At 67.2% G+C, this 21772-nt stretch carries 24 protein-coding genes; 12 read left to right on the top strand and 12 right to left on the bottom strand.

Annotated elements, in window-relative coordinates:
• Window positions 1–415 precede the first annotated feature (415 nt).
• The gene (locus D6M19_RS09065; RefSeq protein WP_123024873.1) at window positions 416–1273 is read right to left on the bottom strand and encodes an LLM class F420-dependent oxidoreductase; all 858 of its coding nucleotides are present in this window, start codon (window positions 1271–1273) and stop codon (window positions 416–418) included.
• 38 nt (window positions 1274–1311) lie between these two features.
• Entirely contained in the window at window positions 1312–2808 is a 1497-nt protein-coding gene (locus D6M19_RS09060; RefSeq protein WP_123024872.1) for a potassium/proton antiporter, read from the bottom strand.
• A gap of 109 nt (window positions 2809–2917) precedes the next feature.
• Here D6M19_RS09060 and D6M19_RS09055 point away from each other — a divergent pair, with 109 nt between their 5' ends.
• The 11 genes from D6M19_RS09055 (at window position 2918) to D6M19_RS09005 (ending at window position 13127) form a co-directional block, all read left to right on the top strand.
• Complete coding sequence (locus tag D6M19_RS09055; RefSeq protein WP_123025035.1) at window positions 2918–3613, top strand: potassium channel family protein; 696 nt, start codon at window positions 2918–2920, stop codon at window positions 3611–3613.
• 97 nt (window positions 3614–3710) lie between these two features.
• Window positions 3711–4052 carry an ArsR/SmtB family transcription factor gene (locus tag D6M19_RS09050; RefSeq protein WP_123024871.1) on the top strand — a complete coding sequence of 114 codons (342 nt, stop codon included), beginning with the start codon at window positions 3711–3713 and terminating at the stop codon, window positions 4050–4052.
• Window positions 4053–4058: 6 nt separating this feature from the next.
• On the top strand, window positions 4059–4538 hold the full coding sequence (locus tag D6M19_RS09045; protein ID WP_123024870.1) for an NADH-quinone oxidoreductase subunit B family protein: 480 nt from the start codon (window positions 4059–4061) through the stop codon (window positions 4536–4538).
• Window positions 4539–4612: 74 nt separating this feature from the next.
• Window positions 4613–6502, top strand: a complete 1890-nt coding sequence (locus D6M19_RS09040) for a proton-conducting transporter transmembrane domain-containing protein (RefSeq protein ID WP_407665317.1) — start codon at window positions 4613–4615, stop codon at window positions 6500–6502.
• Window positions 6503–6507: 5 nt separating this feature from the next.
• The gene (locus tag D6M19_RS09035) at window positions 6508–7464 is read left to right on the top strand and encodes a respiratory chain complex I subunit 1 family protein (RefSeq protein WP_123025034.1); all 957 of its coding nucleotides are present in this window, start codon (window positions 6508–6510) and stop codon (window positions 7462–7464) included.
• Window positions 7461–8123, top strand: coding sequence for a hypothetical protein (locus D6M19_RS09030; protein ID WP_123024868.1), 663 nt, complete (start codon window positions 7461–7463; stop codon window positions 8121–8123). The genes D6M19_RS09035 and D6M19_RS09030 overlap by 4 nt, the downstream gene beginning before the upstream one ends.
• A complete protein-coding gene (locus D6M19_RS09025) occupies window positions 8123–9589 on the top strand; it encodes a proton-conducting transporter transmembrane domain-containing protein (RefSeq protein ID WP_123024867.1) in 1467 nt (488 codons plus the stop codon). The genes D6M19_RS09030 and D6M19_RS09025 overlap by 1 nt, the downstream gene beginning before the upstream one ends.
• Entirely contained in the window at window positions 9586–11064 is a 1479-nt protein-coding gene (locus D6M19_RS09020) for a hydrogenase large subunit (protein WP_123024866.1), read from the top strand. The genes D6M19_RS09025 and D6M19_RS09020 overlap by 4 nt, the downstream gene beginning before the upstream one ends.
• A gap of 40 nt (window positions 11065–11104) precedes the next feature.
• Window positions 11105–11671: a TIGR03086 family metal-binding protein gene (locus D6M19_RS09015; RefSeq protein WP_123024865.1), complete on the top strand. Its 567-nt coding sequence runs from the start codon at window positions 11105–11107 to the stop codon at window positions 11669–11671.
• A 16-nt stretch (window positions 11672–11687) separates the two neighbouring features.
• Window positions 11688–12692 (top strand): PHP domain-containing protein, encoded by a 1005-nt coding sequence (locus D6M19_RS09010; protein ID WP_123024864.1) that lies wholly within the window; start codon window positions 11688–11690, stop codon window positions 12690–12692.
• A gap of 66 nt (window positions 12693–12758) precedes the next feature.
• The gene (locus tag D6M19_RS09005) at window positions 12759–13127 is read left to right on the top strand and encodes a hypothetical protein (protein ID WP_234834800.1); all 369 of its coding nucleotides are present in this window, start codon (window positions 12759–12761) and stop codon (window positions 13125–13127) included.
• Here the strand turns inward: D6M19_RS09005 and dinB are convergent.
• On the bottom strand, window positions 13124–14389 hold the full coding sequence (gene dinB / locus D6M19_RS09000) for a DNA polymerase IV (protein ID WP_407665316.1): 1266 nt from the start codon (window positions 14387–14389) through the stop codon (window positions 13124–13126). The two genes, D6M19_RS09005 and dinB, sit on opposite strands and share 4 nt — an antisense overlap.
• A gap of 24 nt (window positions 14390–14413) precedes the next feature.
• Window positions 14414–15055 carry a TetR/AcrR family transcriptional regulator gene (locus D6M19_RS08995; RefSeq protein WP_123024862.1) on the bottom strand — a complete coding sequence of 214 codons (642 nt, stop codon included), beginning with the start codon at window positions 15053–15055 and terminating at the stop codon, window positions 14414–14416.
• 76 nt (window positions 15056–15131) lie between these two features.
• Between D6M19_RS08995 and D6M19_RS08990 the strand changes: the two genes are divergently transcribed.
• The gene (locus D6M19_RS08990; RefSeq protein ID WP_123024861.1) at window positions 15132–16607 is read left to right on the top strand and encodes a flavin-containing monooxygenase; all 1476 of its coding nucleotides are present in this window, start codon (window positions 15132–15134) and stop codon (window positions 16605–16607) included.
• Between the two features lie 4 nt (window positions 16608–16611).
• Here the strand turns inward: D6M19_RS08990 and rraA are convergent, their stop codons facing one another.
• The 8 genes from rraA to D6M19_RS08950 are packed head-to-tail and all read right to left on the bottom strand — an operon-like array spanning window position 16612 to window position 21697.
• A complete protein-coding gene (rraA, locus tag D6M19_RS08985; protein ID WP_123024860.1) occupies window positions 16612–17094 on the bottom strand; it encodes a ribonuclease E activity regulator RraA in 483 nt (160 codons plus the stop codon).
• 21 nt (window positions 17095–17115) lie between these two features.
• Window positions 17116–17871 (bottom strand): MerR family transcriptional regulator, encoded by a 756-nt coding sequence (locus tag D6M19_RS08980; protein WP_123024859.1) that lies wholly within the window; start codon window positions 17869–17871, stop codon window positions 17116–17118.
• A gap of 45 nt (window positions 17872–17916) precedes the next feature.
• Entirely contained in the window at window positions 17917–18423 is a 507-nt protein-coding gene (locus tag D6M19_RS08975; RefSeq protein WP_123025032.1) for a hypothetical protein, read from the bottom strand.
• A gap of 42 nt (window positions 18424–18465) precedes the next feature.
• Window positions 18466–19302: a CopD family protein gene (locus D6M19_RS08970; protein ID WP_123024858.1), complete on the bottom strand. Its 837-nt coding sequence runs from the start codon at window positions 19300–19302 to the stop codon at window positions 18466–18468.
• Window positions 19299–19802: a copper resistance CopC family protein gene (locus D6M19_RS08965; protein WP_234834799.1), complete on the bottom strand. Its 504-nt coding sequence runs from the start codon at window positions 19800–19802 to the stop codon at window positions 19299–19301. Before D6M19_RS08965 ends, D6M19_RS08970 begins: the two co-directional genes overlap by 4 nt.
• Window positions 19803–19807: 5 nt before the next feature.
• Window positions 19808–20467, bottom strand: a complete 660-nt coding sequence (locus D6M19_RS08960; protein ID WP_123024857.1) for a YcnI family copper-binding membrane protein — start codon at window positions 20465–20467, stop codon at window positions 19808–19810.
• 38 nt (window positions 20468–20505) lie between these two features.
• Window positions 20506–21033: a hypothetical protein gene (locus D6M19_RS08955; RefSeq protein WP_206428485.1), complete on the bottom strand. Its 528-nt coding sequence runs from the start codon at window positions 21031–21033 to the stop codon at window positions 20506–20508.
• A 7-nt stretch (window positions 21034–21040) separates the two neighbouring features.
• A complete protein-coding gene (locus D6M19_RS08950; protein WP_123024856.1) occupies window positions 21041–21697 on the bottom strand; it encodes a DUF6474 family protein in 657 nt (218 codons plus the stop codon).
• Between the last annotated feature and the right edge of the window lie 75 nt (window positions 21698–21772).

Below are 21772 nucleotides of genomic sequence, written 5' to 3'. Positions count from 1 at the left end.
GGCGTCGTGTACGACACCGCGCGGTCGACTCAGATGAACACCATCTGTCACTTCTGCACCACCAAAATCATCAGATTATTGATCGGCGCGCCTATTTCTGTTTGCCAGTTCCGGGGTATCTAATGACTTGGTGAGGACGCTGCGGTAACGTGGCACCTCGGTCCAGCAATTGCTATGCCGCAGGAGTGATCGACGTGTACCTCAACCCTCTATACCGCTCTCGGATGAGTCGAATCGCCTGGTCGCTTCTCCGTCATCCGGTGAAGTGCCGCGAGTACCCGGCCAAGGCCGAGCGTTTGGTCACCCCCGACGAGCTTGTTCGCTTCGGCTTCTAGCAACCGTCCCGCCACCTCGAATGCGACTCTCCGTCTCGCTGTGACCCGTTCTTTGCCGGACCGTTATATTTTCGTTATCGTTAATCAACTTTGCTGGTGAGCGCCGAATCCCTGATCGCCTCGGCCAGCGGCTCGAGGACCGCGGGGTCGTGCGGCGGCGGCAGGTAGACGATCGCGAGGTCAAGGCCTTCCTTGCTCAGTGCGCCCGCCTCGTCGACCACCTTGGCGTAGTCGAGATCGGGCTCCAACCGCACGTGCGCCGACAGCGTGATCTCCTTCGGGTCGCGACCGATATCGGCGCAGCGGGCATGCAGCACGTCTCGTTTACGCGCGAACTCATCGGGCGGTCCGCCGACGAAGTTCCAGTGGTCGGCGTATTTCGCGGTGAGCGGCAGGGTGCGCTTCTCGCCGCTGCCACCGATACAGATCGGCGGGTGCGGCTGCTGCGGGCCCTTCGGCTCGTTGCGGGCGTCCTTGAGCTGGTAGTACTTTCCGTCGAATGTCGTTGTGTCGTTGGTCAATAGACTGGTCAGGATCTCGCATGCCTCTTCGAACCGGTCGAAGCGCTCCCTGATCGAGCCGAGTTCGATTCCGTATGCGCCGGATTCCTCTTCGTTCCAGCCGGCACCGATGCCGAGTTCGAGCCGGCCGTTGGAGACGATGTCCAGTGCCGCAGCCATATTCGCCAGCACGGCGGGATGGCGATAGTGGATGCCGGTGACCAGCACGCCGACACGAAGACGCTTGGTGGCCTGCGCCAGCGCGGTCAGCGTGGTCCAGCCCTCAAGGCATGGGCCGCTGGAGTCGGAGAAGATCGGATAGAAGTGGTCGAACGTCCAGCCGGACTCGAAGACGTCGATATCGTCTGCGGCTTGCCAGACCGCGAGCATGTCGTGCCAACTGGTGTTCTGCGGGGATGTCTTGAAAGCGAATTGCACTACATCGAGGGTAGTCCCGTATTCCTGGGTACGCGCTGTCAGTCCGCCTCACCATATTCATCGAACCAGTAGGCGAGCTTGCCGCGCCGGCTCACCGCTCTGAGCCTGCGTTCGGCGGCCAGCCGTGTCCTCGGGGTGGTGACGATGAGCAGCTCGTCGCCGGCCGCGATCCTGGTGTCGGGCTGCGGAACGAACGTGTGCCCGTCCCGGATGATCAGCGTGATGACGCTGGGATCGGGCAATCGCAATTCGAGCACGGTGACACCGTGCAGCCGCGACGGCGAATTCACCGTCATCGTCAGCAGCTCGGCCTCCAACACGTCCAGCGGCGCCGCCTCCACCTGGATCTCGCGGGTGGCCTCCTTCGGGATCAGCCCCAGCCGGTGCGCGAGCGCCGCCAGGCTCGGCCCCTGCACCAGGGTGAAGACCACCACAAGGATGAACACGATGTTGAGCAGCCGGATGGCGTCGGGGACGCCCTCGACGATCGGGAAGGTCGCCAACACGATCGGGACGGCGCCCCGCAGCCCTGCCCACGACAGGAATGCCTGTTCCTTCCACGGGACGCGGAAGCCGGCCAGCGAGATGACGACCGACACGGGCCGCGCGATCAGTAGAAGGACGAGACCGATCACGATCGCCGGGACGATCTCGGCACCGAGATCGCTGGGATCGACCAGGAGCCCGAGCAGGACGAAAAGGCCGATCTGCGCCAACCAACCGAGTCCCTCGGCAAATGAGCGAGTTGCCGACCGGTGTGGCAGTCCGGAGTTGGCGAGCACGACCGCGGCCAGATACGCGGCGAGGAACCCGCTCGCGTGCGCGCTGCCTGCCGCGGCGAATGCGACCATCCCCAGCCCGAAGTTCGCCAGTGGATAGAGGCCCGATGCGGGAAGGGCTATGCGGCGCAGCGCAATTGCGCCGAGAAAGCCGCAGCCCAGTCCGATCGCGGCGCCGACCGCGAGTTCGTAGGCCAGTTCGCCGAGTGCGTGCACCGGTGACAGTTCGAGCGGCGTGACGGAGAACATCAAAACGAGGATGACCGCGGGCGCGTCGTTGAATCCGGACTCGGCCTCCAGCAGCCCGGCGAGACGCCGCGGCAATGGCACGACGCGCAGCACGGAGAACACGGCGGCGGCATCGGTGACCGAAACGATGGCGCCGAGGAGCAGCGCGAGCTGCCAGTTCATTCCCAGTAGCAGGTGTGCGCCCGCGGCGGTGATCGCCATGCTGACCGCCACGCCGACGGTTGCCAGCATCCCCGCGGGCGCCAACACCCGCTTCACGTCGGAGAACTTGGTCGTCAGGCCGCCCTCGATGAGAATGATGGCCAGCGCGACGGTGCCGAGATGGTCGGCGAGTAGATAGTTCTCGAAATGCAGCCCGAGCCCGTCCTCGCCGACGATGACGCCGACGCCGAGGAACAGCAACAGCGCGGGCAAGCCGACCGTGGTGGCCGCGCGCGTGGCGACGATGCTGGCCAGCAACACGAGCCCGCCTGCCAACAGAACCAGATACAGCTGCTGCAAAGTCATTTCACCCCGCAGTTAACCAGTACCGCCACGCATGGGTCAGTATGACGTTGTGTTCCGAATCAGGCGGCGCTCCGATGAGTTGCCGAACCTAGCCGACGAGCGTCAGCCGATGCGCATCGGCATTGCGGGCGCGGGCGCGATCGGACGATCCGTCGCACTGGAGCTACTCGCCTACGGGCACAAGATCCTGCTGATCGAGATCAACACCCGGCACTACGAACCGCTCACCGTTCCGGACGCGGACTGGCTGTTGGCCGACGCGTGCGAGCTGACGTCGCTCGAAGACGCGGGCATCGAGTCGTGCGACGTCGTCATCGCGGCGACCGGCGACGACAAGGCGAATCTGACGACCTCACTGCTGGCCAAGACCGAGTTCGGGGTGGCCCGGGTGGTGGCGCGGGTCAACGACGCCCGCAACGAGTGGCTGTTCACCGAGGCATGGGGCGTCGACGTCGCGGTATCGGCCCCGCGTGCACTGGTGGCGGCGATCGAGGGCGCCATCGACATCGGCCACCTGGTGCGACTGATGGACCTGAGGCAGGGCCAGGTCAGCTTGACCAAACTGAAGCTGCCCGACGACGACCCGATGGTCGGGAAGCGGGTGCGCGACATCTCGCTGCCGGAAAACACCGCGCTGGCCATCGTGATCCGCGACAGCGGGGTCATCCTCCCGAAGCCCGACGATGTGCTGCAGGCAGGCGACGAGATGCTGTTCTTCACCGGCGGCGCCGTCGAGGACCAGGTGTTGGCCCTCGTTCACGGCGCAACGAAACCGATCCGCGATCGGACGCGACCGACCAGCTGATCAAGTTCCGACGGCCGCCGCCGCACCAAGCTATCTAACTATATGATAACTTCTTCAATTGATAGATCCTAAGAAACGCCAAGTCTTCAGGAGATCCGTGGAGCCGCAGCCGCTGTACAAGCTCAAGGGCGAGTTCTTCAAGACGCTCGGGCATCCGGCACGGATTCGGATTCTCGAGATCCTGGCAGTGCAGGACCGGTCGGTCGGTGAACTGCTACCCGAAATCGGGATCGAGTCGTCGAACCTCTCCCAACAACTGGGCGTGCTGCGGCGTGCAGGTGTGGTCGATGCGCGCAAGGACGGCAACACGGTGATCTACTCGATCGCCTCACCCGACATCGCCGAGCTGCTCACCGTGGCCCGCAAGGTCCTGACCACGGTGCTGAGTGATCGCGTCGCCGTGCTCGAGAACCTGCGCGCCGACCGTCCGGCGGATTAGACCCCGATGGATTGGTTCCGCAAGATCCTCCGGGTGGGCCGGGTCGTCGAGCCCGCCCCCGATGCGCCGGAGCCGGCAGTGAAACCTCCTGAGGGAGTGCGTGGTTCGCTGCAGATCCGCCATGTCGATGCGGGTTCCTGTAACGGCTGCGAGGTGGAAATCGGCGGCGCATTCGGGCCGGTCTACGACGCCGAACAGTATGGGGCGCGGTTGGTTGCCTCCCCACGGCACGCCGACGCGCTGTTGGTGACCGGCGTGGTCACCCGCAACATGGCCGAACCGCTGCGAAATACCGTCGCGGCGACACCGCAACCGCGGGTGGTGATCGCCTGCGGGGACTGCGCGCTCAACCGCGGCGTGTTCACCGACGCCTACGGCGTGCTCGGCGCGGTCGCCGACGTGGTGCCCGTGGACGTCGAGATCCCGGGCTGCCCGCCGACCCCCACCGAGATCGTCGCGGGTTTGAGATCGGTGACGGGCAAGTGACCACGACACTGGTCGGTGCGCCCGCAGCCGCGGAAGTCACGGCGTCACACAACAGGTTCGGCGCGGCCGCGGGGATTATCACAACGTGTCTCGGCGCCGTCGGGGTGTGGGCGGGGCTCGTCGGCGTCTTCGGCGCGCCCCCGACTCTGCACATCGGGTGGCTGTTGCCACTGTCGGGCGTCTACCTGCAGGTAGGCCCGCTCGGCGGGTTTTTCATGGCATTGACCGGCGCAGTGGCAATTCCGGTCGGGATCTACGCGGTCGGCTACGCCCACCACCTGAGCAGGACCCCCACCGCGATGATGCCGTTGTTCGTTGCGGCGATGCTCTTGGTGCCCGCGGCCGGGTCGGTGACGACGTTTCTGCTGGCGTGGGAGCTGATGGCGATCGCATCGCTGGTGTTGGTGCTCACCGAACACACCCGCCCCGAGGTTCGCTCAGCGGCAATCCTTTACGCGGTGATGACCCAGCTCGGATTCGTGGCCATCCTGATCGGGCTGATGGTGCTGTCGGCCGCGGGCGGGGCCGACCGGTTCGATGCGCTCGACGATGTACCAGAAAGCGTGCGCACGGCCGTCTTTCTGCTGACCGTCGTGGGGTTCGGATCGAAAGCCGGCCTTGTGCCGCTGCACGCATGGCTGCCGCGCGCACACCCAGAGGCACCAAGCCCGGTGTCGGCACTGATGAGCGCGGCCATGGTCAACCTCGGCGTCTACGGCATCATGCGCATCGACCTGCAGCTGCTCGACCCTGGCCCGCGGTGGTGGGGGCTGGTGCTGCTCGCGCTCGGCGGGTTGTCCGCGCTGTACGGCGTGCTGCAGGCTTCGGTCGCAACGGATCTCAAACGCCTGCTTGCCTATTCGACGACGGAGAACATGGGACTGATCACCATGGCTCTTGGCGCTGCGACGCTGTTCGCGAGCGCCAAGGCCTCGGGTCCCGCAACCATCGCGATGGCCGCCGCTGTGCTGCACCTCATCGGGCATGCTGCGTTCAAGTGCCTTGGCTTTCTGGCCGCGGGGTCGGTGCTGTCCGCAACCGGGGTACGCGACCTCGACAAACTCGGCGGGCTGGCCCGCCGAATGCCCGCCACCACGACACTTTTCGGGGTGGCTGCCCTCGGCGCAACGGGATTGCCGTTGGGTGCGGGCTTCGTCAGTGAGTGGCTGCTCGTCCAGTCGCTGATCCATGCCGCGCCCGGCCATGACACCACGGTCGCCCTGACGGCACCGCTGGCGGTGGGTGTGGTCGCGCTGACCACCGGCCTTGGCGTGGCGGCGATGGTCAAGGCGTTCGGAATCGGCTTCCTGGCACGACCCCGTTCGGAACCCGCCGCAGGCGCCCGTGAAGCTCCGGGCGGCATGGTCGCAGGCATGACGATCGCCGCCGCTGCATGCACGTTGATCGCGACCGTGCCGATGCTTGTGGCGCCGGCCATGCGCGAGGTGCTCGACGCGCTGCCGGCGGCCCGGGCCGTCGGCTTCACCGATTTCGGCGCGGTGATCCGGCTGCCGGGGATATCGGGGTCGATCGCGCCCGGCCTGATAACAACCACCCTGTTGATCGCCGTGCTGGCCGCGGTAGCGCTGGGCCAGTTGCGGGCGCACCGCCGTCCCGCCGCCAAGGTGCTCCCGCCCTGGGCATGTGGGGCCGACGAGCTGACGGCCCGGATGCAGTACACCGCAACATCATTCGCCGAGCCACTGCAGCGAGTGTTCGATGACGTGCTGCGCCCGGACACCGACGTCGAAGTCACCCATTACGAAGAGTCGCGGTACATGGCAACCAGCGTGACCTATCGCAGCCGCATCGGTGACGCCATCGAAGATCGCTTCTACGCGCCGGTGCTTCGTACGGTCGCGGTGGCGGCCCAGATCGTGCGGCGTGCGCACACCGGCAGCGTCCACCTCTACCTCCTCTACGGCGCGCTTGGTGTGTTGACCGTGCTGGTTGTCGCCAGATGAATGTGATGTCCTACGCCGCAGGCGCGGCCCAGATCGGCACCGTGACCATCGGCGCGCCTCTGGTGATCGGGCTGATGCGGCAGGTGCGGGCGCGTTGGGAGGGCCGTGCGGGCGGCGGAATGCTGCAACCCTGGCGAGACCTCCGCAAACAGCTTGGCAAGCAACAGATCACACCGCAGGGCACCACGCTGGTATTCACGTCGGCACCGGCGGTGCTGGCAGGCACCACGCTGCTGATCGCCGCGATCGTGCCGCTGGTGGCCACCGGGTCGCCGCTCGATTCGAGTGCCGATCTGTTCGCCGTCGTCGGCTTGCTCTTCCTGGGCACGGTGGCACTGACCCTGGCCGGGATCGACACCGGCACCTCGTTCGGCGGGATGGGCGCAAGCCGGGAGATCACCATCGCCGCACTGGTGGAGCCGACGATTTTGCTGGCCGTATTCGCGCTTTCAATCCAAGCCGGATCGTCGAATCTCGGTGCGCTGGTAACCAATACTCTCGCCAACCCCGGGCTGGTTGCATCGCTGACCGGCGTTCTTGCCTTCGTCGCTCTGGTGATCGTCATCATCGCCGAGACCGGGCGCCTCCCGGTCGACAACCCGGCGACCCACCTGGAGCTCACGATGGTGCACGAGGCGATGGTGCTCGAATACGCGGGTCCCCGCCTCGCACTGGTGGAATGGGCGTCGGCGATGCGGTTGACCGTCGTGCTGGCGCTGTTGGCGAACCTGTTCCTGCCGTGGGGAATTGCGGGTGGCCAGCCCAGCGCCGCCGCCGTCATCGTCGGCGTCGCCGCGGTGACCGTCAAGGTGGGTGTGCTGGCGGTGCTGCTGGCCAGCGCCGAGGTGTTCATCGCGAAACTGCGGTTGTTCCGGGTGCCCGAGCTGCTTGCCGGGTCGTTCCTTCTGGCCCTGCTCGCGGTCACCGCCGCCAACTTCTTCACCGTGGCGGGGCCGCAATGACCGACGTCGGCTTCGCCACCCTGATCGACCTCGCCGCCGGCGGCCTCACGCTGGCCGCCGTGCTGATCGTGTGGCGGCGCGATCTGCGCGCGATTGTGCGACTGCTGGCGTGGCAGGGCGTTGCGCTGGCGGCAATTCCGATCGTGCGTGGACTTCACGACAACGACCACGCTCTGGTCGCGGTCGGTGCGGCGGTGCTCGTCCTGCGCGCCGCGGTGCTGCCGTGGCTGTTGACCAGGGCGCTGGCCGCCGAACAACGGACGCAGCGTGAAGCAACGCCACTGGTGAACACCGCCGCCTCCCTGCTGATCACCGCGGTCCTGACCGTCGTGGCATTCGCGGTCACCCGCCCCCTGGTCAACCTGGAACCGAATGCGGTCGTCAACGCGGTGCCCGCCGCGTTCGCGGTGATCCTCATCGCCCTTTTCGTGATGACGACGCGGCGTCACGCGGTATCGCAGGCAGCGGGATTCCTGATGCTGGACAACGGGATCGCCGCATCTGCGTTCCTGTTGACCGCCGGCGTGCCGGTGATCGTCGAACTCGGAGCTTCGCTGGACGTGCTGTTCGCGGTGCTGGTGATCGGCATCCTCACCGGACGGCTGCGCCGCGCCTTCGGCGGTGCCGACCTGGACCGCCTGCGGGAGTTGCGCGACTGATGACCGCACTGCTGCTTGCTTGCATCTTCGCACCGATCGTCGCGTCAGCGGTGAATCTCGTTGTCGGATGGCGCCGTTGGACGGCGACGCTCACGGCGCTGTCGGCCGTCACGGTGCTGGCCTGCGGGGTCACGCTCGGCGTGCGAATCGGATCCGCGCAGTATGTCTCGCCGGGCGGGCTGCTGCGCGTCGACGCACTCTCGGTGACGATGCTCATCGTCATCGGCGTCGTCGCCACGCTGGCCACGTGGGCCAGCATCGGATACATCGACGCCGAACTTCAGCACGGCCACACCGACCCGAACGGGGCACGGCTCTACGGCGTGTTGGCCCCGGCGTTCGTCGCGGCGATGGTTGTGGCGGTGTGCGCGAACAACATCGGAGTCATCTGGGTCGCAATCGAGGCCACCACCGTCATCACCGCCTTCCTGGTCGGACACCGCCGCACCAAGACCGCGCTGGAGGCCACATGGAAGTACGTGGTCATCTGCTCGGTCGGCATTGCGATGGCGTTCCTTGGCACAGTGCTGCTGTACTTCGCCGCGCAACAGGCCGGCGCGCCCGATGCCCAAGCGCTCAACCTCGACGTGCTCGCGGCGTACGCCGCCCGCCTCGATCCGGGGGTGGCCCGGCTGGCCGGGGGTCTCCTGCTCGTCGGTTACGGCGCCAAGGTCGGCCTCGTCCCGTTCCACACCTGGCTGGCCGACGCCCACAGCCAGGCCCCGGCACCGGTGTCCGCGCTGATGAGCGGGGTGCTGCTGTCGGTGGCGTTCTCGGTGCTTCTGCGCATCAAGCCGATCGTCGACGCCGCCACGGGGCCGACATTCCTGCGCACCGGACTGATCGTGCTCGGACTGGCCACGCTGCTGGTCGCGGCGCTGATGCTGACCGTGACCGGCGACGTCAAGCGGATGCTCGCTTACTCGTCGATGGAGAACATGGGGCTGGTCGCGATCGCCGCCGCGGTGGGGACCACGTTGGCGATCGCGGCCCTGTTGCTGCACGTGCTCGCCCACGGCGTCGGCAAGACCGTGTTGTTCCTGGCCGGCGGGCAGATGCAGGTCGCCCACGACAGCACCGCAATAGCCGACATCACCGGCGTCGTACGTCGCTCGCGGCTGGTCGGCGGCTCGTACGCGGTCGGGTTGATCGTGCTGCTTGGAATGCCCCCTTTCGCGATCTTCGCCAGCGAGCTGGCCATCGCGCGATCGCTGGCCGATGCCGGGTTGGCGGCGGTGCTGGCGACGGCGATGCTGTTGATCGTGGTCGCGTTCGCCGCACTCGCGCGCAACGCGGGTCGGATGCTGCTGGGCGCCGCGCCTGAGGTTGCACCGACGATCGTCGTGCCCGCCACCGTTGCCGCCGCACTGCTGGCCGGGGTCGCCGCCTCCGTCGCGCTCGGAATCACGGCGGGCCCGCTGACCGAACTCTTGACCACCGCCGCAGGACAGCTGGGCGCGGTATGACCGGGGATCGCGAACTGCACAGGCTCTCCCGGGACGCCGTGGCCGACAAGGCGGAAGAACTCCTGGCGTCCGGCTTCCGGTTGGCGTTGATGGCGGCGCACGACGACGGCGACCGGCTGCGGGTCGTGTACCTGTTCCTTGCGGGCAGCCCGGACCGTCGGATCGAACTCGAAACCATCGTGCCGACAAGCGATCCCGCGGTGTCGTCGCTGGCGTATATGTCGTTCCCCGCCGGTCGCTTCGAGCGGGAGATGGCCGACCTCTACGGCATCCGGCCAGCGGGGCATCCGCGGCCGCGCCGGCTGGTGCGGCATGCGCACTGGCCGGAGGGCTGGCATCCGATGCGCGAAGATGCCGGGCCTGCACCGGAATTCGAGCCGAGCGGGCGGTTCCCCTTCGTCAGGGTGGAGGGAGACGGGGTGTATGAGATCCCGGTGGGCCCCGTACACGCAGGCCTGATCGAACCGGGGCATTTCAGGTTCTCCGTCGTCGGCGAAACCGTGCTGCGGCTGAAGGTGCGGCTGTGGTTCGTGCACCGCGGCCTCGAGAAGGCATTCCATGGCAGGGCCGCCACCGACGCGACTGAATTGGCCGAGCGCGTCAGCGGCGACACGTCCGCAGGCCATGCGCTGGCGCACAGCCTCGCGGTCGAGGACGCGCTCGGCATCGAGGTTCCCGACTCGGTGCATCGGCTGCGGGCGCTGTTTGTCGAGCTTGAGCGGCTCTACAACCTGGCGGCCGACCTCGGCGCACTCGCCAACGATGTCGGCTTCTCGTTGGCGAACTCCCACTGCCAACGGATCCGTGAACGGCTGTTGCGGCTCAACGAGGCGGTGACCGGGCACCGGCTGCTGCGCGGAGCCATCGGTCCCGGCCGGGTGGCCCTGCTGGAGCTGCCGGATACGGCGGCACTGCGGTCGATAGCCCGCGACCTTGCCGAAGTCGCCGAGCTCACGCTTGCCAACGGCGGCGTCCACGACCGGTTCGCCGGAACGTCGGTGCTAACCGCCGACGATGCCCGCGCCGTCGGCTGCCTGGGATATGTCGCCCGGGCCAGCGGCGTCCGAACCGACGCACGGCTGGACCACCCGACCGTCGACCTCCCCGTCACCGAGAACGGGTCCGGTGACGGCGACGTTCTGGCCCGCTACACGGTGCGGCGAGACGACTTCGCGGCCGGCGTCGACCTGGCCTGCCATCTAATCGAATCGCATACCGGCCCGCTCGAATACGCCGTCACGGCGACACCGCCCCACGGACACCGCAGTGGCGTCGGCATCGTCGAGGGCTGGCGCGGCACGATCGTGCACCGCGTCGAGATCGACGCCAACGCCCGCATCACGCGCGCGAAGATCGTCGACCCGTCCTGGTTCAACTGGCCCGCCCTGCCCGTCGCCATGGCAGACACGATCGTGCCCGACTTCCCATTGACCAACAAGAGTTTCAATTTGTCCTACGCCGGCAACGATCTGTAGACCGCGATGAGCTTTCGCTCGTAAGGCGGTCAGTACACACATGATCGAACTCACCTCGGCCTGCCAAGCCACCGCCGACATCCTGGCAGGGGTTACCGATGACCAGCTGGCCCTGCCCACACCGTGCGAGAAATTGCGCCTCGACGAGTTGATCGCGCATGTCGGGGGGCTGGCCTTGGCCTTCGCCGCGGCGGCGGCCAAGGATTTCGGCCCGATGACCGACACCCCACCTGTTGACGGTGTGCAGGTAGACGCGGACTGGCGCACCTCCTACCCGCAGCGTCTCGCCGGACTCGCCGAGACCTGGCGGGATCCCGATGCGTGGGAGGGCATGACCCGGGCAGGCGGGATCGACCTGCCCGGCGAGGTCGCGGGTTCCGTGGCGCTGACCGAGGTCGTCATCCACGGCTGGGACGTCGCCGCCGCCACAGGTCAGCCCTACGATTGCGACCCGGCCACCGCGAGGGCCTGTCTCGAGCACCTTGCGCAGTTCGACGCGGCCGGTACCGATGGGATGTTCGGGCCCGCTGTGCCGGTTTCCGACGACGCATCCGACCTCGACAAGATCGTCGCGCTGAGCGGCCGCGATCCCGGTTGGCGTGCTTAGGCGGCACACTGGAGCCATGGATCCGGTCGTCGCCCTACGTCAGATTGCGTACTACAAGGACCGGGCGCGCGAGGACTCTCGGCGGGTGATGGCCTACCGCAACGCCGCCGACATCGTCGAGGCTCTCAGCGACGCCGACCGTGAGCGTCATGGCGCTGCGAACAGCTGGCAGAGTTTGCCCGGTGTCGGCCCGAAGACGGCGAAGGTGATAGCCCAGGCGTGGGCGGGCCGGGAGCCGGATTCGCTTGTCGAATTACGCTCGGCCGCGCAGGATCTCGGTGGAGGCGATGTCAGGTCGGCATTGCGCGGTGACCTGCATGTGCACTCCAACTGGTCGGATGGGTCTGCACCGATCGAGGAGATGATGCTGGCGGCAAGGGATTTGGGCCACGAGTACTGCGCGCTGACCGATCATTCGCCGCGGCTGACGATCGCCAACGGCCTGTCGCCGGAGCGACTTCGCAAGCAACTCGATGTGATCGACGGACTGCGCGAGACCGTCGCGCCCATGCGCATCCTCACCGGTATCGAGGTCGACATCCTCGAGGACGGTTCGCTCGATCAGGACCCTGAGCTGCTCGACCGACTCGATGTCGTGGTGGCCAGCGTGCATTCGAAGCTGAAGATGGATGCGCCCGCGATGACGCGCCGGATGATCACCGCTGTGCAGAACCCGCACACCGATGTACTCGGCCACTGCACGGGCCGGCTTGTCACCGGCGGCAGAGGTATGCGGCCGGAGTCGAAGTTCGACGCGGAGAAGGTGTTCACCGCGTGCAGGGACAGCGGCACGGCGGTGGAGATCAACTCTCGGCCGGAGCGCCGCGACCCACCGACACGGCTGCTGGCCATGGCGCTGGAGATCGGTTGCCTGTTCTCGATCGACACCGATTCACACGCGCCTGGGCAGCTCGAGTTCCTTGGCTACGGCGCGCAACGGGCGCTGGACGCGGAGGTGCCGGTGGAGCGGATCGTCAATACGTGGACCGCCGACAAACTGCTCGACTGGACGACCTCGTAATCTAGGCGCGTGGTTCTAGGCATCGACACCAGGCTCACGCTGCTGGCGGCCGGACTCATTTTTCTGATGTCGCTTGCCCTCGGCGTATGGAAATACCGTCAGATGGCCGTCTCGGAGAACCATCTCGCCCACCCGTATGTGGACATCGCGCACCGGGCCGCGCTGCTCTACTCGTTCGCCACCCTGCTGATCGCCGTTTTCGTCGAGCTGAGCGGCTGGCCGACCTGGGTGAACCTGACTGCGGCAATGGTCGTCGTGCTGTTCTTCGTCATTGCGATAGTGACCTACATCGGCCACGGCGCGAAGCGTGACACCACCAATCAGTTCGCGGATCCCGCCCCGGGTGTTCATGCGGGCATGCTCGCGCTCATCGTGGCCGAAATCGGCGGCTTCGCCGTTCTGCTCACCGGATTCGTTGCCGCACAGCTTCTTTAGTCGGGCAGGTGCGGCATCTCGAGGCCGGGGTCGCGGCCGACGAGCACGCCGCGCGTGACGGCGGCGTTCCCGTAGCGCTTCCGCACCTCGTCGACAGCGCCGTCGAGCGCCACGGTGTCGGCATGTTCTTCGAACGGCAGCTCCAACTGCTGCGCCCCACCGCGGTCGATGTTGGACACCGCGAAACCGACCAGGGTCAGCCCTCGTTCGGCGATCAGGGGTGCCGCGGCAGCGACGAGTTCCCTTGCCGCCTCGAGGATGACGTCGGTGGAGGCGGTGGCCCGCGCCATGGTGTGTGACCGGGTGGCGCGACCGAAGTCGTCGAACCGCAACCGCAGCACCACCGTTCGCCCCGTGCGCCCGGCGGTGCGCATCCGGCGGGTGATCCGATCGATCAAATTGATGACGACGGCGTCGACCTCGTCTGCCGACATCGTGTTGCCGCGCCGTCCGAGCGCGCGCTGCGCGCCGACCGAGCGGCGGCGCACCCCCGTCACAACCCGGCGCCGATCGATGTTGCGGGACAAGGCGAACAGCTGACGGCCCATCGCGCCGCCGACCATCGCGGCGAGCGTCGACTCGCTCAGCTCGGCGACGTCAGCCACCTTCTCGATGCCGTGGGTGTGGAGCTTCTCGGCGGTCTTGACACCGACGCCCCACAACCTGCGCACCGGCAGCGGGTGCAGGAAGGCCAGCTCGCGGTCGGGTGGGACGAGCAGCAGCCCGTCGGGCTTGGCCTCCTGGCTGGCGACCTTGGCGAGGAACTTGGTGCGGGCGATGCCGACGGTGATCGGTAGGCCGACGCGGTCGCGAACCGCCGCCCGCAGCCAGGCCGCGATTTCGACAGGCGTCCCCGACACCCGGCGCAGCCCGGATACGTCGAGGAAGGCCTCGTCAACCGATAGCGGCTCGACGATCGGCGTTGTGTCATGGAAGACCTCGAACACCGCGTCACTGGCCTCGGAATACGCCCTCATCCGTGGCGGCACGACGAGCGCGTGCGGGCAGAGTTGGCGAGCCTGCCGTCCGCCCATCGCGGTCCGCACGCCGTAGGCCTTCGCCTCATAGCTCGCCGCAAGCACCACACCGCCGCCGACGATCACCGGCCTGCCGCGCAGCGCAGGGTCGTCACGCTGCTCGACAGACGCGTAGAACGAGTCGAGATCAGCGTGCAGGATGGTGGCTTCCGACGGCCGAGCCGTCGTGTTGGCTTCCGACGGCCGAGCCGTCGAATGAGCGTGAGCGCTCCCGGACACGAACAAATGTTCGCACCCCCGGGTGACAAGTCAGGGAGTGTCGCCGTAGATCGCGTTCAGCCAGATGTGGACAAGATTGTCCATCACCCGCTCGTCCGACAGGGCTGGTTTCTGGCCGGCGAAAGCGGCCGTCATCACCGCCTCGTTGAGAAGGTTGAGCGACGTCGCGAGTTCGCGTGCAGGCAGGTTCTCCGGAGCGGCGCCCCTGGCACGCAGGGCCTCGATGACCTCGGTGGTCTGGTCAATGGACGTCTGCATGAAGTCTGACCACAGCTTGCGGGCTTCCGAATTGGTGTACTTCGCCACAGACCACGGTGCTGCCAGGGCCTGGTGAGCATGAAACGTCGAGTAGTAGACGCCGATACCGGCGCGCCAGAACGCCATGCGGTCTTCAGGCGGATCCGCCGTAAGCGCTTCGCGTGCTGCGTACGCCTCCGAGATGACGCGGTCCATCAGCATCAGCAGCACCGCGTCCTTCGACGGGAAGTAAAAGTAGAAGGTCGGCCGCGAGATCCCTGCGCCCTTGGCGAGGTCGTCGACCGAGATCTCGGCGAGCGGACGGTCTGCGAGAAGCCGCTCCAATGTCTCGAGAATGGCCAGCTCACGGTCGTCGCCCGACGGCCGAGCGGCGCGGCGGCCACGGGCAGCACGGGGTTGGCTGGCGACTGTCACGCTCGCAACTTTACATGGCGTCGAGTTTCTCAACACACTGTTGACTTATTCGACACCGCGTTGATAGCTTTACAGCATGACCGAATTTGTCGACGTAGTCATCGTGGGGGCCGGTATCTCCGGCATCAGTGCGGCCTGGCATCTGCAGGACCGCAGCCCCGACAAGAGCTACCTGATCTTGGAGCGCCGGGAGAACCTCGGCGGCACCTGGGACCTGTTCAAGTACCCCGGCATTCGGTCGGACTCCGACATGTACACACTCGGCTTTCGGTTCAAGCCGTGGTCGTCCGAGCAGGCGATCGTCGACGGGCCGTCGATCCTCAATTACCTCAAGGAAGCCGCCGCCGAAAACGGCATCGACAAGCACATGCGGTTCGGGCACACGGTGCGCACGGCCAACTGGTCGGATGTCGACAACCAGTGGGAGCTGACGGTCGACCGCGGAGGTGAGAGCGTCCAGATCAACTGCGGCTTTCTGATCGCCTGCAGCGGCTACTACAACTACGACCAGGGCTACAGCCCCGAGTTCGCCGGCTCACAGGACTTCGAGGGCACCATCGTGCACCCGCAGCACTGGCCGGAAGATCTCGATCACCAGGGCAAGAAGGTGGTCGTCATCGGTAGCGGTGCCACCGCGGTCACGCTGATTCCCGCGCTGATCGATTCGGGCGCGGCCCACGTCACGATGTTGCAGCGGTCGCCCACCTACATCGCACCCCAGCCCGACAAGGATGCCTTCGCCGCGCGGATGAACAGGATGCTTCCGACCAATGCCGCCTACACCGTTACCCGGTGGAAGGCGATCGCCCGCAGCACTTTCTACTACCAGCTGGCACGTCGGTTCCCCAATTTTTTCCGCAAGCAACTTCGGACCTTCGCCGAGCGCCGGTTGCCCGAGGGCTTCGACATCGACAAGCACTTCAACCCGTCCTACAAGCCGTGGGACCAGCGGCTGTGTGTTGCGCCCAACGGTGACCTGTTCAGGGCCATCCGCAAAGGCAAGGCGGACGTCGTCACCGACACCATCGAACGGTTCACCAAGACCGGGATCAAGCTGACCTCGGGCCAAGAGTTGGACGCCGACATCATCGTCACGGCAACAGGTTTGAACATGCAACTGTTCGGCGGTGCCGAAATCCAGCGCAACGGCGAGGCGATGCCGCTGACCGACATGATGGCCTTCAAGGGCATGATGCTGACCGGGCTGCCGAACATGGCGTTCACTGTCGGCTACACCAACGCGTCGTGGACCCTGAAGGCCGATCTGGTGTCCGAGTTCGTCTGCCGTGTGTTGAACTACATGGACGACAACGGCTTTGACCGTGTCGAGCCGCAGCATCCCGGCGATGCGGTCGAAGAGCGTCCGATAATGGACTTCAGCCCGGGTTACGTCCTTCGCGCCCTCGACCAGCTGCCGAAGGGCGGCCACGTCACGCCGTGGCGGCTCAAGCAGAACTACCTGCTCGATCTGCAACTGATCCGCCGCGGCAAGGTTGACGACGAAGCGCTGCTATTCACCAAACACCGTGCGCCCGTAGCGGCGTCGATCTAACGCATCAGCCCGCGGCGATGACGACAATGCCGTCGTCGTCGCTGTAGGCGACGTGGCCAGGCACGAAGACCACGCCGCCGAACTCGACGGCGACATCGCGTTGACCGTCACCGGTCTTGGCGCTCTTGCGCGGATTCGTGCCGAGTGCCTTGACACCGATGTCCAATGTCCTCAACGTCGCCGCATCGCGCACCGCGCCGTTGATTATCAGCCCCACCCAACCGTTCTCGACGCCGAGACCCGCGATGATGTCGCCGACCAGGGCCGAGTGCAGCGACCCGTCGCCGTCGATCACCAGCACCCCGCCGTTACCGGGTTCGCAGAGAACCGATTTCAGCAGCGCGTTGTCCTCGAAGCACTTGACCGTGGTGATCGGCCCCGCGAACTCCGACCGGCCGCCGAACTGGCGCAGTTGCAGATCGCAGCTGCGGACGCCGGGTCCGATCTCGTCGACGAGGTCAGCGGTGGGGCGCGGTTGGATGCTCACGCCTCGATGCTAACGATGGGCCTAGGAATTGAGGCTTTCGACGACGACGTCGTGCACGAACTGCGCCAGGCCGGGCTCGACATCGTCGTAGTACCGGGTGAACCGCTCGTCGGCCAGATACATCTCGACCAGACACCGGTGCATCTCGTCGCCGCACTCGTAGAACTGCTCGATCGACGCCCGGTGCCGTGCCGCTAGCTCCTTGGCTCGCGGCGAACCGGGCGCGACACCCCCGCGCTTGGCCTCGGCCAGCGCGGCGAGCAGGGCATCACCGTCAGCCTTGACACGAAGCCAGTCGTCCTTGCCGAAGCGGGCCGTCCGCTGCTGCGACTGCTTCCATGCGTCGGTGTCGCCCCACCGCTGTTCGGCCTCGCGGGCGTACTCCTCGCTGAAAGCGGTGGTGCCGAAGATGTCGACCTGCTCCCTGGCCGACAGCTGGATGCCCCTGCGGTGCGCGTTCATCAGTTCCTCCACGGCTTTGATGGTGTCGTTGAGCCGGTCGGCCTGCCCGACCAGCAGCGCGTGCTGGTGCTGCAGATGGCCGACGACATCGGCGTCCGCGTTGTCGAGCAGCGTGCGGATCTCCTCGAGCGGCAGCCCGACGGACCGGTACACCAGTACCAGATGCAGCCGCTCGATGTCTGCGTCGGTGTAGGCGCGGTACCCGGCAGAGGTGCGGAGGCTCGGCACCACGAGACCGATGTGGTCGTAGTGGTGCAGGGTGCGGACGGAGACACCGGTAAGGGTGGCTACGGCACCGACTGTCTTGGCGTCCATGCCGCCATCATCGACCCTGACGTGGCGTGAGGGTCAACCGATTTGTCAGTCGTCGCCGTGTCGACGCGCCACGATCACCAGCAGGATGGCCAGGACGCCGGCCGCGATCGCCGCAGCGATCGGTATCCGTGATGGCTCGGGTCCCACCAGCGGCACCGTGCCCTGGCTCGAGACGGGGTTGACCGCCGCTGCCACGGTCGACTTCGCTTGTGCCGCTGTTTGTTTGGCTGCATCGGCGATGTTGCGGTCACCGTTGGTGTCGGCCAGCTTCGGTGCGACCGGTGGCGCAACCTTCGGCGGTGCCTTCTTTGCCGTGGCCTTCTTCGCCGGCTTCTTGGCGGGTGCGGCTTTCTTCGCGGCCTTCGCAGGGGTCTTCTTGGCCGCTTTCTTGCCCGGTGCCTTCTTCTGCGCAGGAGCAGGCGGTGGTGCTGCGGGCGGCGTCGCGTCCGGCGGGGGGCTCGCCGACTCGGGCGCGGGCGGTGGCGCGGGTGGCGGTGGCGCAGGCGGTGCGACGTCAGGCTTTTCGTCGGGTCGATCCTGCTGGTCGGCCATCAGGCTGCTCCTTTGCAGTGTCTCGTCCTCAATCATTCAACCCTAACCGGTAACCGACAGTGCAGCGGCCATGGTCAGCGTCACCGCCATGATTGCCAGCTCGGTCGCCGATCGCGATCGCGATACGTAAGCGGTAACGCGATGTGCCTTCGCCGCAGGCAACCAGCGGGCGCGATTGCGCCAGGCCAACGCCATCAACACAACGGTAAGGGCGATCTTGATCAGCAGAATTCGCCCGTAGCCGGTGGCGAACAACTGCGATACCGAATCAACCACCACGACAGCACCTATCACGCCGCCGGTCAGCAATGCGATCACGCACCAGAGCGACAGCTCGGAGAACCGCGGCAGCACCCGTGCCCACTGGCCACGGTGGTGGACGGTCAACACCAGCGCCGCCAAGGTCCCGCACCACGTCGCGGCGGCGAGTACATGAATCGCGATGGCGATGGCGCCGGGTGCGCTGGCGGACATGTGCCCGCCGATCGTGCGCGCGACCAACCCGACCGCGGTGATCCCCGCTGCGGCGACCGCCGCGGGCGGCGTCCTCGGCGCGCCGAGCGCGATCGCCAACACCAGCCCGGCCGCCGCGACACTGAGCAGGCCGGACCGCCCGGCCGACGTCACCGTCGCGAACTCCGCCGTCGTCGTAAGACCCACCCGGGCCAGCGGCACCGCCGCAGCCGCCGCTGCGCCCACCACGACGCGACAGAGCTCGGCGAACAGCCACGCGCCCGCGGCAAGGGCAAGTGGCCCGCCTGCCCGCAGGTTCAGCTCCTCCCGGTACCGCCCGGTGTCCAGCATCGGCACCACCGCCAGGCCGAGCGTGGTGACGCCCGCGCAGTCGGCGAGTGCGCGCACCGCGGTGGCGGCGATCATGTCTTTCGTCGTGTCGCCCAGAGGATTCCGCCGCCGATGATCAACGCGCCAACTGCCAGGAACGGCCACACCGGGATCGCGCCGTCGCCGCCGGAGCCGGCCGGTCTGGCTGCCGACGGGCCGGGCGTGCCTGCCGCGGCCACCGTCAGCCGGAACGACCACGAACCCGACACCGGATGGCCGTCGGCCGACGTCACCCGGTAATTCACGGTGTAGGTCCCCGCGGGGCCGAGTGGGCGCACCTCGACAGCGATCACCGCCCCCTGCACCTGTGGGTCGCCGGTGGACCACAGATTCCCGTCGGGTCCGACAACGGTCATCGCGGCGAACTCCGGCTGCAACTGCTCGTTGAACGTCGCGCTGACCCGCTGCGGACCCTGGCCCAGCGATGCACCGTCGGCGGGATCGGCGGCGATGCGGGCGGCGTGCGCGGCCGCGACGGGCGCCCCGGCCAGCGCCATCGCCGCCACCAGGGCGGCGATGAACGCGAGCCGGAACAACCGGATCAAGTGCGCCTCCGTGCGATCAGCGCCGCGGCAACGCCCACCGCGGCCAATGTGATGGCACCGCCTGCGAGCCAGCGCGCGGCATTGTCGGCGGTCGGCGCGGCCTGCGCCGTCATCTCATGGTGGTCCGTCCCGGCCGACGCGGCACCGGTCAAGCTCACTTCTGGCGCCGGGTACTCGGGTTCACCGCCACCGGCCAGTGGCGGCTGGTCCCAGCGCACCACCGTGCCGTCGGAATACGTCTGCGTGACGGGAAACGTCACGCTGTCGCCGTCTGGCAGCTTGACCGACACCCGGAACAGTGCGAATTGGTCGGACGAGATGCCCACCTTGGGGTCAGCGGTCCAGGTCACCGAGCGAACGGTACCCGCGGCCTTGTCCCTGTCGAGGGTGGCGGTCCAGCCCGGCATGACTTCCGTTCTTGCGGACGCGACGTCGGGCAGATCGACGCTCAATTTCGTTGTCAGGGAGCCATTTTCGGATTCTCCGGGAACCCGGAAGGTCACCACAGCGGTGGCGCCGGGCGCGGGATTGTCGGCGTCGGCATGGACATGGGCCAACGCGGGCCCCGCACCGGAAGCCAGTCCGATGCCAAGTGCGACTCCGGTGCCCGCCACGGTGATGAGGGCGCGCTTGGGCGCCCCGAATGGGGAATGCATTCGATTGTCACTTTCTGTGTTGATGGGGTTTCGGTCGGTCAGCGCACTTGGCGGACCGGCGGACCCCGATGTGACACAGACGCGGCGAGGAGCAGGGCCGAACGCAGCGGCTGATCGGCGCCGACGACGACGGCCTGCCTGCTCGGAATCGGCGTGACGACGGCACGCGCGGCCACCGTCGCGACCCGTGACACCGCACGGCAGAGGCGGTCACCCGCGGCAATCAACAGCGCACCGACGATTACCGCCAGTGCGTGCCCGGCGAGCATGGCCGGAGTAATCGACTCGGGCTCGCCATGGCTGTGGCCTGCGGTGGCGAGCAGCAGGTGCCCGATGAGCTGACCCGACGCGAGCAGGCCGAGGAGCACGCGCACATCGGCGGTGCGGGAGATGGTGGCGGCCAGCCCGCCCATCGTCGCGGCGAGCACCGCCAGCAGCACGACGGCCGTGCCGGACGGCGCGGCGCCGTCCCCGGCGCCGTGCGCGGCCACCGCGAGCGCTGCCGTCAGCAGCCCGGAGGCGATGCCCCGCAGACGGGCTGCTGTGGTCGCCGGCAAGGCAGGCACCGGCGCGTCAGACCACGCCGAGGCGAGCCATCAGATCGGCGTCGATGCCGTCGAGCTGCTGGCTGACCGAGTTGTGGGCGGTCCGGCGGTTCGCCGTCGGCATGTGCTCGGCGGCCGTGACCGCCGCCGACAGGTCGGTGAGCCGATCGGTCATGGCGGCCACGAACTGTTTGGTCTCGGCGTCCTTTGGCTTCTTCTCGGCAACCTGTCGCAATGTCTGCTCGGCACTCGCGATGCGTGCCGACAGCTGCGCGCCGTACCCGGAGAACTGGCCGAGCTGACTGAGCGGAACTCCCAGCCGGTCGGCTCGCCGCTGATCGAGGAATCCGCGCGCGGCCATCGCGGCCCGATAGGCGAGTGGCACCAAGATCGGAGCCAGCAGCCGGGCAACCGTGAGCGACCGGCGAATGCGAGCCGGAGACAACAGCTTGCCTTCGCGGACCGCCTTGAGCTCTGTCTCAGCAACCTTGAGCGCGGTCTTGTCGCTCTCCCGTTGCGCCCGGAGTTGCGCCTTCAGCGCCTTGGTCTCGGCCTTGTGCGCGGCCTTCATGCGACGGTTCTCGTTCTTCGCCGCGAGCTTGGCTTCCAGCTTCGCCTTTGCCTTGATGGCACGGGCCTCAGCTCGCCGAGTAGCGCGGCTTTTCCGCGGCGTGAACAGGCCCATCCCGGCCGCCTTCCGGTCATCTCGTCACATTCGAAGACATTCGTATCTGAGATCGCGCAGCACAACACTATCGCC

It is taken from the genome of Mycolicibacterium stellerae, from assembly GCF_003719305.1.
Taxonomy (GTDB): domain Bacteria; phylum Actinomycetota; class Actinomycetes; order Mycobacteriales; family Mycobacteriaceae; genus Mycobacterium; species Mycobacterium stellerae.
This window is presented reverse-complemented; position numbering and strand designations above follow the sequence as displayed.